The 13188-nt window shown below is 66.0% G+C and carries 11 protein-coding genes, 1 pseudogene and 1 riboswitch; of the genes and pseudogenes, 6 read left to right on the plus strand and 6 right to left on the minus strand.

The features are described from left to right. Positions 1 to 217: 217 nt before the first annotated feature. A pseudogene (locus tag ACLP4W_RS09790) lies at positions 218 to 404 on the minus strand (type III polyketide synthase); the annotation flags it as partial. A 14-nt stretch (positions 405 to 418) separates the two neighbouring features. Next, entirely contained in the window at positions 419 to 1336 is a 918-nt protein-coding gene (locus tag ACLP4W_RS09795) for a sigma-70 family RNA polymerase sigma factor (protein WP_442385942.1), read from the minus strand. 31 nt (positions 1337 to 1367) lie between these two features. On the opposite strand from ACLP4W_RS09795, the gene ACLP4W_RS09800 reads away from it, so the two are divergent. Then, complete coding sequence (locus ACLP4W_RS09800) at positions 1368 to 2699, plus strand: aspartate aminotransferase family protein (protein ID WP_442385943.1); 1332 nt, start codon at positions 1368 to 1370, stop codon at positions 2697 to 2699. Between the two features lie 50 nt (positions 2700 to 2749). Here ACLP4W_RS09800 and ACLP4W_RS09805 read toward each other — a convergent pair whose 3' ends face one another. Continuing rightward, positions 2750 to 2998: a hypothetical protein gene (locus tag ACLP4W_RS09805; RefSeq protein WP_442385970.1), complete on the minus strand. Its 249-nt coding sequence runs from the start codon at positions 2996 to 2998 to the stop codon at positions 2750 to 2752. Positions 2999 to 3239: 241 nt separating this feature from the next. On the opposite strand from ACLP4W_RS09805, the gene ACLP4W_RS09810 reads away from it, so the two are divergent. From ACLP4W_RS09810 to nagA, 3 genes are all read left to right on the plus strand, one after another. After that, on the plus strand, positions 3240 to 4535 hold the full coding sequence (locus tag ACLP4W_RS09810) for a serine hydrolase (RefSeq protein WP_442385944.1): 1296 nt from the start codon (positions 3240 to 3242) through the stop codon (positions 4533 to 4535). 64 nt (positions 4536 to 4599) lie between these two features. After that, complete coding sequence (locus ACLP4W_RS09815; protein ID WP_442385971.1) at positions 4600 to 5982, plus strand: sugar porter family MFS transporter; 1383 nt, start codon at positions 4600 to 4602, stop codon at positions 5980 to 5982. Next, entirely contained in the window at positions 5973 to 7121 is a 1149-nt protein-coding gene (gene nagA, locus ACLP4W_RS09820; protein ID WP_442385945.1) for an N-acetylglucosamine-6-phosphate deacetylase, read from the plus strand. The genes ACLP4W_RS09815 and nagA overlap by 10 nt, the downstream gene beginning before the upstream one ends. Here nagA and yhjD read toward each other — a convergent pair. Next, positions 7118 to 8146: an inner membrane protein YhjD gene (yhjD, locus tag ACLP4W_RS09825; protein WP_442385946.1), complete on the minus strand. Its 1029-nt coding sequence runs from the start codon at positions 8144 to 8146 to the stop codon at positions 7118 to 7120. The genes nagA and yhjD overlap by 4 nt on opposite strands. Before the next feature lie 7 nt (positions 8147 to 8153). Further along, positions 8154 to 9173, minus strand: coding sequence for a tryptophan--tRNA ligase (trpS, locus tag ACLP4W_RS09830; protein ID WP_442385947.1), 1020 nt, complete (start codon positions 9171 to 9173; stop codon positions 8154 to 8156). 104 nt (positions 9174 to 9277) lie between these two features. On the opposite strand from trpS, the gene ACLP4W_RS09835 reads away from it, so the two are divergent. Beyond that, positions 9278 to 10126: an alpha/beta fold hydrolase gene (locus ACLP4W_RS09835; RefSeq protein WP_442385948.1), complete on the plus strand. Its 849-nt coding sequence runs from the start codon at positions 9278 to 9280 to the stop codon at positions 10124 to 10126. Here the strand turns inward: ACLP4W_RS09835 and ACLP4W_RS09840 are convergent. Continuing rightward, positions 10119 to 11348, minus strand: a complete 1230-nt coding sequence (locus ACLP4W_RS09840) for an NADP-dependent isocitrate dehydrogenase (protein ID WP_442385949.1) — start codon at positions 11346 to 11348, stop codon at positions 10119 to 10121. The two genes, ACLP4W_RS09835 and ACLP4W_RS09840, sit on opposite strands and share 8 nt — an antisense overlap. A 144-nt stretch (positions 11349 to 11492) precedes the next feature. Beyond that, positions 11493 to 11613: riboswitch (SAM riboswitch) on the plus strand. 180 nt (positions 11614 to 11793) lie between these two features. On the opposite strand from ACLP4W_RS09840, the gene ACLP4W_RS09845 reads away from it, so the two are divergent. Beyond that, positions 11794 to 13179 (plus strand): bifunctional o-acetylhomoserine/o-acetylserine sulfhydrylase, encoded by a 1386-nt coding sequence (locus ACLP4W_RS09845; RefSeq protein WP_442385950.1) that lies wholly within the window; start codon positions 11794 to 11796, stop codon positions 13177 to 13179. Positions 13180 to 13188 lie beyond the last annotated feature (9 nt).

The following is a 13188-nucleotide window of genomic DNA, read 5'->3' on the forward strand; positions in this document are numbered from 1 at the left end:
GGAACGTTCCCGACCCGGAGTTGCGGCGCATCTATCGCCGCCGGATGACGACTATGCTTCGCCACCGGCCGGATCCGAACGTCTTGTTCATCTGCGTAGTCAAGTGCGCGTCGCACTACCACCACTACACATTGTCCCATCAGATGGTCCGACAGCGGAGACCAGTCAACACATATTAGAGGTCAGCACGCACCAGCCCATGTGACTTACTGCGAACTCAGTGCCAACGCATCAATACCAGCTCGCAGCAGAAGCCGGGCCCCTCATCGCCATCATCAGCCCTGGGCTTCCGCTCGGTGGCCGTTTGGCAATGGTGTCGCGCAATACGTGTAATCCCGAGGCCGCCGAGAGTTGCTCAGCTCGCTCAGCGAGCGCCAGGTCAATTCCAGCGCGTCCTTTCTGAGTTGTTGGACACCCTCTACCGAGCCAGTTCACGCAGCGGAGACCCGGTAAACTTGTCCGGGTTGGCGATATCCCATATGGCGCAGACCTTTCCGTCTCGCACCGCCATGGCGGTGATTCGCGGCGACATCGCCCAATAGCCCCCAGGACCGGGGTCGCCCGGGCCGCCCGCCGTGTAGACACCCAGTTCGCCGTTGATCAATGCCAGCTGATTCGCCGTGAAAAACGCCGGGCCGTAGCGGCGGGCCAGGACGAACAGGAATCGGGTCACCTTGTCTGCCCCGTGGATGACGTTAATCGCGGTGGGCGCCTTGCCATTTGCATCACCGGTCAAAGTCACGTCGGGATGCAACAGCGCGACTACGGCTTTCAGATCGCCGGAGGCAATCGCGGCCATCAACTTGCCGACCACCTCGTTGTGCGACGGATCGGGTACCGGCGCCCGTGCCGCCGTGACGGCCTTGCGGGCCCGCGACGCCAGCTGGCGGGCCGCGGCCTCGTTGGTACCCAGCACGTCGGCCACCTCGGCGAACGGCACGGCGAACGCGTCGTGCAGCACGAATGCGACCCGCTGATCCGGGCTGAGCCGCTCCAGCACCACCATCGCCGCGAACCGGGCATCCTCGGCGGCCACCACGGCAGACAATGGATCGGCAGTATCGAAGCCGGTCACCACCGGTTCGGGCAGCCAGTTGCCTGTGTAGGCCTCCCGCCGGTGCGCCGCCGACCGCAACCGGTCCAGGCCGAGGCGGCTGACGACGGTGGTCAGCCAGGCCCGCAGGTCTGCGATCGTCGAGCGCTCCTGCGCGTCCCAGCGCAGCCAGGCTTCCTGGACGATGTCCTCGGCGTCGGCCACGGTCCCGGTCACCCGGTAGGCAACCGCCATGAGATGCGGCCGCAGGGATTCAAACTCGGTGACCTGTGTGGAGGTCATACCGCGAGCCTAGCGTTACGCTGCGGGCACAATGACGAGAAATCTGTGGTTGCACTTCGCCCGGCAGGGCCCGGAATTCACCGCGCCCGTCATCGTTCGCGGCGAGGGCGTCACCATCTACGACGACCGCGGCAAGAGCTACCTGGACGGGCTGTCGGGGCTGTTCACCGTGCAGGTCGGTCACGGCCGCACCGAACTCGCCGCGGCTGCCGCCCGGCAGGCCAAAACGCTGGCGTTCTTCCCGCTCTGGGGTTACGCCACCCCGACCGCGATCGAGCTGTCCGAGCGCCTCGCCCGCTACGCCCCCGGCGACCTGAACCGGGTGTTCTTCACCACCGGCGGCACCGAGGCCGTCGAAACTGCGTGGAAGGTGGCCAAGCACTACTTCAAGCTCACCGGCAAACCCGGTAAGCACAAGGTGATTTCGCGCTCGGTCGCCTACCACGGCACCACCCAGGGCGCCCTGGCGATCACCGGCCTGCCGAAGTACAAAGCGCCGTTCGAACCGGTGACACCCGGCGGCTTCCGGGTGCCGAACACGAACTTCTACCGTGCGACCGAACCGTTTCACGCCGACCTCAAGGCCTTCGGGCAGTGGGCCGCCGACCGCATCGCCGAGGCGATCGAGTTCGAGGGCCCGGATACCGTCGCCGCTGTGTTTCTGGAACCGGTGCAGAACGCCGGCGGCTCCATTCCGCCGCCGCCCGGGTATTTCCAGCGGGTTCGCGAGATCTGCGACCAGTACGACGTGCTGCTGGTTTCCGACGAGGTGATCTGCGCGTTCGGCCGCATCGGGTCGATGTTCGCCTGCGACGACTTTGGCTACGTGCCCGACATGATCACCTGCGCGAAGGGACTGACGTCGGGGTATTCGCCGCTGGGCGCGATGATCGCCAGCGACCGGTTGTTCGAGCCGTTCTACGACAGCGCCACGATGTTCCCGCACGGCTACACCTTCGGCGGTCACCCCGTGTCGACGGCCGTCGCGTTGGCCAACCTGGACATCTTCGAGCGCGAGGGCCTGAACGACCACGTCCGACGGCACTCGCCCGCGCTGCGCGCCACCCTGGAGAAGCTGTATGACCTGCCCATCGTCGGCGACGTCCGCGGCGAGGGATATTTCTTCGGCGTTGAACTGGTCAAGGACCAGGCGACCAGGCAGACCTTCACCGACGAGGAACGCAGCGCGCTGCTGGGCCGGGTGTCCTCGGGCCTCTTCGAGGCCGGACTGTACTGCCGCACCGACGACCGCGGTGATTCCGTCATCCAGCTGGCCCCGCCGCTGATCAGCGGTCAAGCCGAGTTCGACACCATCGAATCCGTCCTGCGCAGCGTGCTCACCGAGGCCTGGGAGCGGCTCTAGCCGCGGCGAAGCCGGGGCTAGAGCCGCGACCCAAATCACCCAGACCGGGTTTAGCCACTCCCCGGATCGGCGGTGGGCACCCGCTTGACCGCGTCGGCGGCCACCATCACCTCCCGGGCGTGCGGGGCGGTCGGGTTCTGCACGAACCGCGACACAGCGTTGCAAAGCCAGGTGAGCGCGGACCGCAGGTCGGGATCGGGTGTGGCGTCGCGATGCAGTTTCAGCTCTGCCAACACACGGTCAAGTCCGGAGCGCCGGACCTGGGTTGCTTTCTCCACCTGCTTGAGCAGATGTTTCAGCGGTCGCGGGGCGGTGCTAGACGCGTTACCAGCGCCATCGCGCCTGCCCCACCACTTCGACCAAGACGGAACTTTTTGAATGGGACACCCTTTGGGACTTCGGTGCGGGAGGGTTGCTGTCACGCTGACCGCATGCCAGCGTAACGGTTCGGCCGCGGTCCTGCTGGTTTGTAACTTCTGTCCCATCAGTCACAGCGCGGCTCCTGGGAATCGGGCGGTTGATCGCCTACCCTGCTTCACGATGCCCCTCTCAAAGCCTGTCTGGAAGCCCCTCTCAAGAGTCTGGTTACGGTCCGCATCATGCCTGGCAGCGGCGGTTTTTCTGACCGGCGCTCCAGCGGCGTTGGGTGCGCCGACCGCGATGCCGCTTGCCAAGGCCGAGCCCGGTGCCGGACCCAATGCCGCGCCGGCAGGCTGCCCGTACCGGGTGTCCACCCCGCCCGCGGTGGATTCGTCGGAGATCCCCCAGGCCGGTGACCCGCCCATCCCCCTGGCGGTGCCCCCGAAGCCGGTCGGCGGCGAGGCGCTGGGCAGCTGCGGCATCATCGCCGCACCCGGCACACCGCCGGTGCCCAACGACGTGTCGGCCGAGGCCTGGTTGGTCGCGGATCTGGACAGCGGTGCGGTCATCGCAGCCAAAGATCCGCACGGCCGCCACCGGCCCGCCAGCATCATCAAGGTGCTGGTCGCGATGGCATCCATCAATGGGTTGCCCCTCAACAAGTCCGTCCAGGGAACCGCCGACGACGCGGCCGCCGAGGGCACCAAGGTCGGAGTCGACGACGGCGGCGTGTTCACCGTCGGGCAGTTGCTGCACGGGCTGTTGATGCACTCCGGCAACGACGCCGCGCACGCGCTGGCCATGCAGCTCGGCGGAATGCAGCAAGCGCTGGAGAAGATCAACGTGCTGGCGGCCAAGCTCGGTGGCCGGGACACCCGGGTGGCGACGCCGTCGGGGCTGGACGGGCCCGGCATGAGCACCTCGGCCTACGACATCGGCCTGTTCTACCGGTACGCCTGGCAGAACCCCACTTTCGCCGACATCGTCGCGACGCGGACCTTCAACTTCCCCGGCCACGGCGACCACCCAGGATACGAGCTGGAAAACGACAACCAGCTGCTCTACAAGTACCCGGGTGCGCTGGGCGGCAAGACCGGCTACACCGATGACGCCGGCCAGACCTTCGTCGGCGCAGCCAATCGCAACGGACGACGACTGATGGCGGTGCTGATGCACGGGACGCGGCAGCCGATCGCCCCTTGGGAACAGGCGGCGCACCTGCTGGACTACGGGTTCGGCAGCGCGCAGGGCACCCAAGTCGGCACGCTTATCGAACCCGATCCCTCGCTGGCACCCGCCAGGCGCGACGGCGCGGCCGACCGGCAAGGCAACGGCGCCCAGGCCGCCGGGCTCATGGCGTCGGCGGACGCACTTCCGGTGCGGGTGGGCGTGGCCGTCATCGGCACGATCATCGTGTTCGCGTTGATCATGACCGCACGCTCGATGAACCGCCGGCCCCAACACCAACATCGTTGACCACCCAATTGCGCTGTGGCACCGTCTCTGGGGTGACTAGAGCCCTCGACCGGTTGCCGGTCAGCTGACCGCCGTTGATTCGCCGCGCCCCTCGCGACGCAGCCTGCTGGTTGGGCTAACCGCCGCCAGCGTCGGAGTCATCTACGGTTACGACCTGTCCATCATCGCCGGCGCCCAGCTGTTCGTCACCGAGGACTTCGGCCTCACGACACGGCAACAGGAATTGCTGACGACGATGGTGGTGATCGGCCAGATCCCCGGAGCATTGGGTGCGGGCGTACTCGCCAATGCGATCGGGCGAAAAAAGTCGATCGTGCTGATCCTCGTCGCTTACGCCGTGTTCGCGCTGCTGGGTGCGCTCTCGGTCTCGATGCCGATGCTGCTGGTGGCGCGGCTGCTGCTCGGTCTGACCATCGGCGTGACGGTGGTGGTCGTCCCGGTATACGTGGCGGAATCGGCGCCGGCGGCGGTGCGCGGATCGTTACTCACCGCCTACCAATTGGCGATCGTGAGCGGACTCATCCTCGGCTACCTGACCGGTTACCTGTTGGCCGGTACCCACAGCTGGCGGTGGATGCTGGGGCTGGCCACCGTGCCCGCAATGCTGCTGCTGCCGTTGTTGATTCGGATGCCCGAGACGGCCCGGTGGTACCTGCTGAAGGGCCGGGTCGACGACGCCCGTCGGGCGTTGTTGCGAGTGGAGCCGGACGCGCACGTCGAAGACGAGCTGGCCGAGATCGGCCGCGCCTTGAGCGAAACTGGCGGCGGTATGTCCGAGATGCTGCGGCGGCCGTATTTGCGGGCCACCATCTTCGTTATAACTCTCGGATTCCTGATCCAGATCACCGGCATCAACGCGATCATCTATTACAGCCCAAGGATATTCGCCGCCATGGGCTTCACCGGCAACCTCGCGCTGCTCGGGCTGCCGGCACTGGTGCAGGTCGCCGGTTTGGCGGCCGTGTGCACCTCGCTGCTTCTCGTCGACCGCCTGGGCCGGCGCCCAATCCTGTTGTCCGGGATCGCCATGATGATCGCCGCGGACGTCGTGCTGCTGGTCGTGTTCGCCCGGGGTCTCGGCGGCCCGCATTCTGGGGGACTGATTTTCGGGTTCGCCGGCATACTGCTGTTCATCATCGGCTACACCATGGGTTTCGGCTCCCTGGGCTGGGTGTACGCCAGCGAAAGCTTCCCGTCCCGGCTGCGGTCCATCGGGTCGAGCACGATGCTCACCTCCAACCTGATTGCCAACGCGATTGTCGCCGCGGTCTTCCTGACCATGCTGCATTCATTCGGCGGCGCGGGAACTTTCGCCGTGTTCGCGTCTCTCGCCGTGGTCGCTTTCGGCTTCGTTTACCGGTACGCGCCGGAAACCAAGGGGCGCCAACTCGAGGAGATACGGCACTTCTGGGAGAACGGCGGCCACTGGGAGAACCCGTGCGACTGATCCGGGCGGGAACCCTGGTTCTCGACGAAGAGATCTGCCGACCGGGGTGGTTGGAGACCTCCGGCGGGCAGATCCTCGCCTGCGGAACCGGCCCACCGCCCGGGCCGCCCGACAGCGATTTCCCCGATTGCACTGTGGTGCCTGGCTTTATCGACATTCACGTACACGGCGGCGGCGGAGCCTCTTACACCGATGCCCATGGCATCGGCGGGGCCGCGCAGTTTCACCTGCGGCATGGCACCACCACGACGCTCGCCAGCCTGGTCACCGCCTCACCGGCGCAGCTGATTGCCGGCGTGCGTGCGCTCGCCGCGGCTACCCAGCGGGGCACCGTCGTGGGCATCCACTTGGAGGGGCCGTGGCTGAGCCGGGCACGCTGTGGGGCACACGACCCTGCTCTGATGCGGGATCCGGACCCGGCCGAGATCGACGCGGTGCTCGCCGCGGGCGGCGGCGCTATCCGGATGGTGACGCTGGCGCCCGAATTGCCCGGAGCCGACGCCGCGATCCGGCGATTTCTCGACGCGGGAGTCGTTGTGGCCGTGGGGCATACCGATGCGACCTACGAGCAGACCAAACAAGCCATCTCCGCGGGCGCCACCGTCGGCACCCACCTGTTCAACGCGATGCCGCCGCTGGGCCATCGCGAGCCCGGACCCGCGCTCGCATTGCTGCAGGACCCGAAAGTGACCGTCGAACTCATCGCCGACGGCGTGCACGTACACCCGGCCGTCGTGCAGGCGGTGATCCGGTCCGCCGGACCCGAACGGGTCGCCGTGATCACCGACGCCGTCGCCGCGGCCGGTTGTGAGGACGGGGCGTTTCGGCTTGGCGCGGTGCCGATCGACGTCGTATCCGGTGTGGCGCGGGTGCACGGAACGTCCACGATCGCCGGCGGCACGGCCACCATGGATCAGCTGTTCCGCGCCTCGATGGCCGGCGCGGTCGGGCTCGGCTTCGACGCAGACGCGGCGCTACTCGCCGCGGTGCAGATGACCGCGGCGACGCCGGCACGGGCTCTCGGCCTCCAGCAAGTGGGTAGGCTGCGGGCCGGATCCGAAGCCAATCTTGTGGTGCTGGATCGTGATTTGCAGGTAACGGCCGTCATGGCGGACGGCAGTTGGCGGGCAGACGACTAACGGCGCCGGCCGGTCAACCGCGAAAACGTCAGCGCGCCAATGGCTCCCACGGCCATCGCGGTCAGTGTCTGACGTGTCGTAAGCCCGTCGTCCAGCTGCACCCGCGGAGCGATGATCGCGGGTGGCGGAGGGTCGACGGGCGCCAGGCGCGGATCCGCCGATGCCGTCGCCGCCCACGCGGTGCAAAACAGGACAAGGTACGCGGTGATGTAGGAGAACACCATCAGGCCCAACACCGGCCCGAACGTGGCGCCCGCCGGGCTGCGCAGAACTACCCTCAGATAGATCGATGCGACCTGCTTGAACAGTTCGAAGCCGATGGCCGCCATCAACCCGGCCCGCATCGAGTTGACCAGGCTGACCTTCTCGCGCGGCAGCCGGGCGATCATCCAGGTGAACAGCAACCACGAGACCAGCACCGAGACCAATATGGAGAAAAGTCTGAAGAGCCAATCGAACATCGCAAACTCGGGTATCCCAAGCCATCTCAATGCCGCGGTCATCGGCGCCTCATGACCAAGCGTGGTGAGGGCGACGGTGGCCATGGCTACCGCGAACGTCCCCACCATCTCGATCAGATCCGAAATCTTGTTGCGCACGAAGCCCGGTGAATCGATGCGGTGCTCCCACCACATCTCGGTCACCGCCTGCCGCAGGTGCGAAATCCAGCCCAGACCCGCCCAGGCGGCGGTGGCCAGACCGATGACACCGACGGATGCCCGCGCGTGGATCGCCGAATTTATCAGGTCGACCAGCTGTTGACCCAAAGAGCCGGTCACCGCGGACCGGATGTGGTCGTCGATGGTTCTCAGCAGCTGGGGCCGCCGGACCAGCAGGAATCCGAACACCGCGAATCCGACCATCAGCAAAGGAAATAGCGCAAAGATCGTGTAATACGTCAGGCCGGCCGCCAGGAAGCTGCCGTTGCGGTCGTCGAAGCGCTGGTAGGCGCGGAAGACGTGGTCCAACCATGCGAACCGGGCCCGCAGCCGATTCAGAATCCCCGGCTTGGCCGGCTCGCTCATGTGCAACCTATTTCCGCTGCGGAAGGAACCCCAACCGATCGTAGACCCGCTGAACGGTTTTGCCGGCCACATCGTCGGCGCGCTCCGCTCCGGCCGCGAGCACCGCCTCCAATTCGTTGGGCTCCGCCATCAATTCGTCAACCCGGGCCTTGATCGGGCTGACAAACTCGACGACAGCCTCGGCGGTGTCCTTCTTCAGGTCGCCGTAGCCGCGCCCGGCGTAGCCCTCGGCGAGCTTGTCGATGCCGAGCCCGGTGACCGCCGACTGGATGCTCAGCAGGTTCGACACGCCTGGCTTGGCATCGAGGTCGAACCGGATCTCGCGTTCGCTGTCGGTCACGGCCGAGCGAATCTTATTGGCGGACAAAGCCGGATCGTCGAGCAGGTTGATCAACCCGGCATCGGTGGCCGCCGATTTGCTCATCTTCGACGATGGGTCTTGGAGGTCGTAGATCTTGGCGGTGACCTTGGGAATAAGCACGTCGGGCACCACGAAGGTGTCCGGGAAGCGGGCGTTGAAGCGCTGCGCGACGTCGCGCGCCAGCTCGAGGTGCTGGCGCTGGTCCTCCCCCACGGGCACTAAATCGCTGTCGTATGCCAGCACGTCGGCGGCCTGCAGCACCGGGTAGGTAAACAGGCCCACGGTGGTCGAGTCACCGCCCTGACGCGTCGACTTGTCTTTGAACTGCGTCATCCGGGATGCCTGCCCGAAGCCGGTGAAGCACCCCAGCACCCACGCCAACTGGGTGTGGGCGGGAACGTGGCTTTGCACGAAAACGGTGCTGCGGCCGGGGTCGATACCCAGCGCCAGGTATTGCGCGGCGGTGACCAGCGTCCGGCGTCGCAGCGCCTCGGGATCCTGCGGGACGGTGATGGCGTGCAGGTCGACCACGCAGAAGAACGCGTCATGGTCGTCCTGCAGTGCGACCCACTGGGTGATCGCACCCAACGCGTTACCCAGGTGAAGCGAATCAGAAGTGGGCTGCACGCCGGAGAAAATCCGGCGGGTTCCGGTAGCGGTGCTCATGGTGCCCCGATCTTTTCACGCGCGGCGGCCGGGCCTGAAAAGACCGGGCCCAGCGGCGACGGGTTGGTTGCGGTACCGGCGGTACCGCATTTAGGGTCGGCACTATGAGACCCCCTCGTCCGCCGATCCACCTCGGCTCCGGAGAGCCGGTTCTGCTGCTGCACCCGTTCCTGATGTCGCAGAAGGTATGGGAGGTCGTGGCCCAGCAGCTGGCCGATACCGGCCGCTACGAGGTATTCGCCCCGACAATGGCCGGCCACAACGGCGGACCCTCGGCCGGCACCCGGTTGCTGTCGTCAGCGGTGCTGGCCGATCACGTCGAGCGCCAGATGGACGAATTGGGCTGGACCACCGCGCACATCGTCGGCAACTCACTGGGCGGCTGGGTTGCCTTCGAACTGGAGCGGCGCGGGCGGGCGCGCACTGTTACCGGCATCGCACCGGCGGGCGGGTGGACGCGCTGGAGCCCGGTCAAATTCGAGGTGATAACGAAGTTCATCTCGGGGTTGCCGATCTGGTTGCTGACCTGCCTGCTCGGCCAACGGATATTACGGCTGCCGTTCAGCCGCCAGCTGGGCACCGTGCCGGTGAGCGCAAGGCCCGACGGGGTCAGCGAGCGCCAGCTCAGCGCCATTGTCGACGACGTCACGCACTGCCCCGCCTACTACCAGCTGCTGATCAAGGCGCTGCTGCTGCACGGGCTGCGGGAGCTGGAACACACCGCAGTGCCCTCTCATTTGGTGCTCTGCGGCAAGGACCGGGTGGTTCCACCCAGCAGGTTCAGCCGGCATTTCACCGAATCCCTGCCGAAGGACCACAAGCTCACGGTGCTCGACGGTGTGGGGCACATTCCGATGTTCGAGGCGCCGGACCGTATCGCCCAACTGATCGCCGACTTCATCGAAGAGTGCAATCCGTCGCTTCGGGCGGTCAACGACCCACCGGCTAGTTAGCCAGTTCCTTCTCCAGGTTCTCCGCGATCGAATTGAGGAATTCCTCGCTCTGTTGCCACTCCTGGTCGGGACCGATGAGGATCGCGAGGTCCTTGGTCATCTTCCCGCTCTCCACGGTGGAGATGACGACTTCTTCCAGCTTTTGGGCGAATTCGATCACCTCCGGCGTGTGGTCCAGCTTGCCGCGGTGTTGCAGGCCGCGGGTCCAGGCGAAGATCGACGCGATCGGGTTGGTCGACGTCGGCTTGCCCGCCTGGTACTGCCGGTAGTGCCGGGTGACGGTGCCGTGCGCCGCTTCGGCCTCGACGGTCTTGCCGTCGGCCGTCATCAGCACCGACGTCATCAACCCCAGTGAGCCATAGCCCTGCGCGACGGTGTCCGACTGGACGTCACCGTCGTAGTTCTTGCAGGCCCACACATAGCCGCCCTCCCACTTGAGGCAAGCGGCCACCATGTCGTCGATAAGCCGGTGCTCGTAGGTCAGGCCTTCGGCTTCGAACTGCTCCTTGAACTCCTCGTCGTAGATGCGCTGGAACTCGTCTTTGAACATGCCGTCGTACGCCTTGAGGATGGTGTTCTTGGTGGACAGGTACACCGGCCATTTGGCGTTCAGGCCATACGCGAACGAGGCGCGGGCGAAATCCCGGATGGAATCCTTGAAGTTGTACATCCCCATGACGACGCCGCCGTCCTCGGGCATGGACACCACCTCGTGCACCATCGGCTCGCTGCCGTCGGCGGGCGTGAAAGTGAGTGTGACGGTGCCCGGCTGCTCGACCTTGAAGTTCGTCGCCCGGTACTGATCACCAAAGGCGTGGCGGCCGATGACAATTGGCTTGGTCCAGCCCGGAACCAACCGCGGCACATTCGAGATCACTATCGGCTCACGGAAAATGGTGCCGCCCAGGATGTTCCGGATGGTTCCGTTGGGCGACAGCCACATCTTCTTCAGGTTGAACTCCTGGACGCGGGCCTCGTCGGGGGTGATGGTTGCGCACTTGACGCCCACGCCGTGCTTCTTGATGGCGTAGGCCGCATCGATCGTCACCTGGTCATCGGTGCGGTCGCGGTGCTCGATGCCCAGGTCGTAATAGTCCAGATTGACGTCGAGATGCGGCAGCATCAGCATGTCCTTGATGAGCTTCCAGATGACGCGGGTCATCTCGTCGCCGTCGAGCTCTACTACCGGGCCTTTGACCTTGATCTTGGCGTCATTGGACATCTGCGTCCGGATCCTCCAGCCGTTCCAAGCTTGGGCGAGCGGTTGCTCGTCAGGCCAGCCTACAAGGAGCCTTCACCGTGCTCTAAGGCAAGGTGAGGCCCTCCCATTGGCATCGACTCGGTGCCATGCGATAGGCTTGCGGTCGGTCATGAGCGCCAGCGTCAAGCCCCGGCTTGCTGGCCGGCAACCCTCCAACCGCGGTGGGGTGCCCCGGGTGATGACCAGGTTGATGTAGCCACAACCGGCTGCGCGGCAAGCGCGGGTCCGCCATGACGGGCCCCTGAGCAGACAGGGAAACGTGATGTGCATCGAACCCAGCTAATCCGCGTCTCATCGTGTGCCGGTGCTAGCGCCCGGCCACCGGTTGACGTCATCACTGATGGCGTCCCGGGTGGCTGCGGGCGCCCCGCTACCCGATTCACCCTTCTGACAGAAAGCACCTCACGTGAGCTCCGAAAACAGCGCTGAGACCGATCCGACCGCGAATTGGTCGTTCGAAACGAAGCAGATTCACGCCGGCCAGCAACCGGACCCGGCCACCAACGCCCGCGCCCTTCCGATCTACCAGACCACGTCCTACACGTTCGACGACACCACGCATGCCGCCGCGCTATTCGGGCTCGAGGTTCCGGGCAACATCTACACCCGGATCGGCAACCCGACGACCGACGTCGTCGAACAGCGCATCGCCGCGCTCGAGGGAGGCGTGGCCGCGCTGTTCCTGAGCTCCGGGCAGGCGGCTGAGACATTCGCCATTTTGAACCTCGCATGTGCGGGGGATCACATTGTCTCCAGTCCGCGGCTCTATGGCGGGACTTACAACCTGTTCCACTATTCGCTGGCCAAGCTCGGCATCGAGGTCAGTTTCGTCGATGATCCCGACGACCTGGATTCGTGGCAGGCCGCGGTGCGACCGAACACGAAGGCGTTCTTCGGCGAGACCATCTCCAACCCGCAGATCGACGTGCTGGACATCCCCGGGGTCGCCGGGGTCGCCCATGCCAACGGTGTACCGCTGATCGTCGACAACACCATCGCCACGCCATATCTCATCCAGCCGTTCAAGCACGGCGCCGACATCGTGGTGCACTCGGCGACCAAATACCTTGGCGGGCACGGCGCGGCGATCGCCGGCGCCATCGTCGACGGCGGTACTTTCGACTGGACACAGGGCCGATTCCCCGGGTTCACCACGCCCGACCCCAGCTACCACGGCGTGGTGTTCGCGGAGCTGGGACCGCCGGCGTATGCCCTCAAGGCGCGCGTGCAATTGCTGCGCGACCTCGGCTCGGCCGCTTCGCCGTTCAACGCGTTCCTGGTGGCCCAAGGCATCGAAACGCTGAGTCTGCGAGTTGAGCGCCACGTGGCCAACGCGCAGCGGGTGGCCGAATTCCTCGAGGGGCGCCGAGAAGCCAATCAAGGCGTGGTGTCCGTGAACTACGCGGGGCTGCCCAGTTCGCCGTGGCATGAGCGGGCAAAGAAGCTGGCGCCCAAGGGAACCGGAGCCGTGCTGGCGTTTGAACTGGCCGGTGGCGTCGAAGCCGGGAAGGCATTCGTGAACGCACTGAAGCTACACAGTCACGTCGCCAACATCGGCGACGTGCGTTCTTTGGTGATTCACCCGGCGTCGACGACCCACGCCCAGCTGACACCGCAGGAGCAGCTGACCACCGGTGTCAGCCCGGGGCTGGTGCGGCTCGCGGTCGGCCTCGAAGGCATCGAGGACATCCTGGCCGACCTGGAGCTCGGCTTCGCCGCGGCGCGGAAATTCGGCGCACCGGCTCACGCGGCCGATGCCAGCGGCGACCCGCAGGCCGTGGCGGCTTTTTGAGGATTCTGA

It is taken from the genome of Mycobacterium sp. (assembly GCF_052145595.1).
Lineage (GTDB): Bacteria > Actinomycetota > Actinomycetes > Mycobacteriales > Mycobacteriaceae > Mycobacterium.

Bases quoted from the DNA above. Each gene is read 5' to 3' on its own strand.
- ACLP4W_RS09795 (WP_442385942.1), bottom strand. From the start codon at position 1,336: ATGACCTCCACACAGGTCACCGAGTTTGAATCCCTGCGGCCGCATCTC.
- ACLP4W_RS09800 (WP_442385943.1), top strand. From the start codon at position 1,368: ATGACGAGAAATCTGTGGTTGCACTTCGCCCGGCAGGGCCCGGAATTC.
- ACLP4W_RS09810 (WP_442385944.1), top strand. From the start codon at position 3,240: ATGCCCCTCTCAAAGCCTGTCTGGAAGCCCCTCTCAAGAGTCTGGTTA.
- yhjD (WP_442385946.1), bottom strand. From the start codon at position 8,146: ATGAGCGAGCCGGCCAAGCCGGGGATTCTGAATCGGCTGCGGGCCCGG.
- trpS (WP_442385947.1), bottom strand. From the start codon at position 9,173: ATGAGCACCGCTACCGGAACCCGCCGGATTTTCTCCGGCGTGCAGCCC.
- ACLP4W_RS09835 (WP_442385948.1), top strand. From the start codon at position 9,278: ATGAGACCCCCTCGTCCGCCGATCCACCTCGGCTCCGGAGAGCCGGTT.
- ACLP4W_RS09840 (WP_442385949.1), bottom strand. From the start codon at position 11,348: ATGTCCAATGACGCCAAGATCAAGGTCAAAGGCCCGGTAGTAGAGCTC.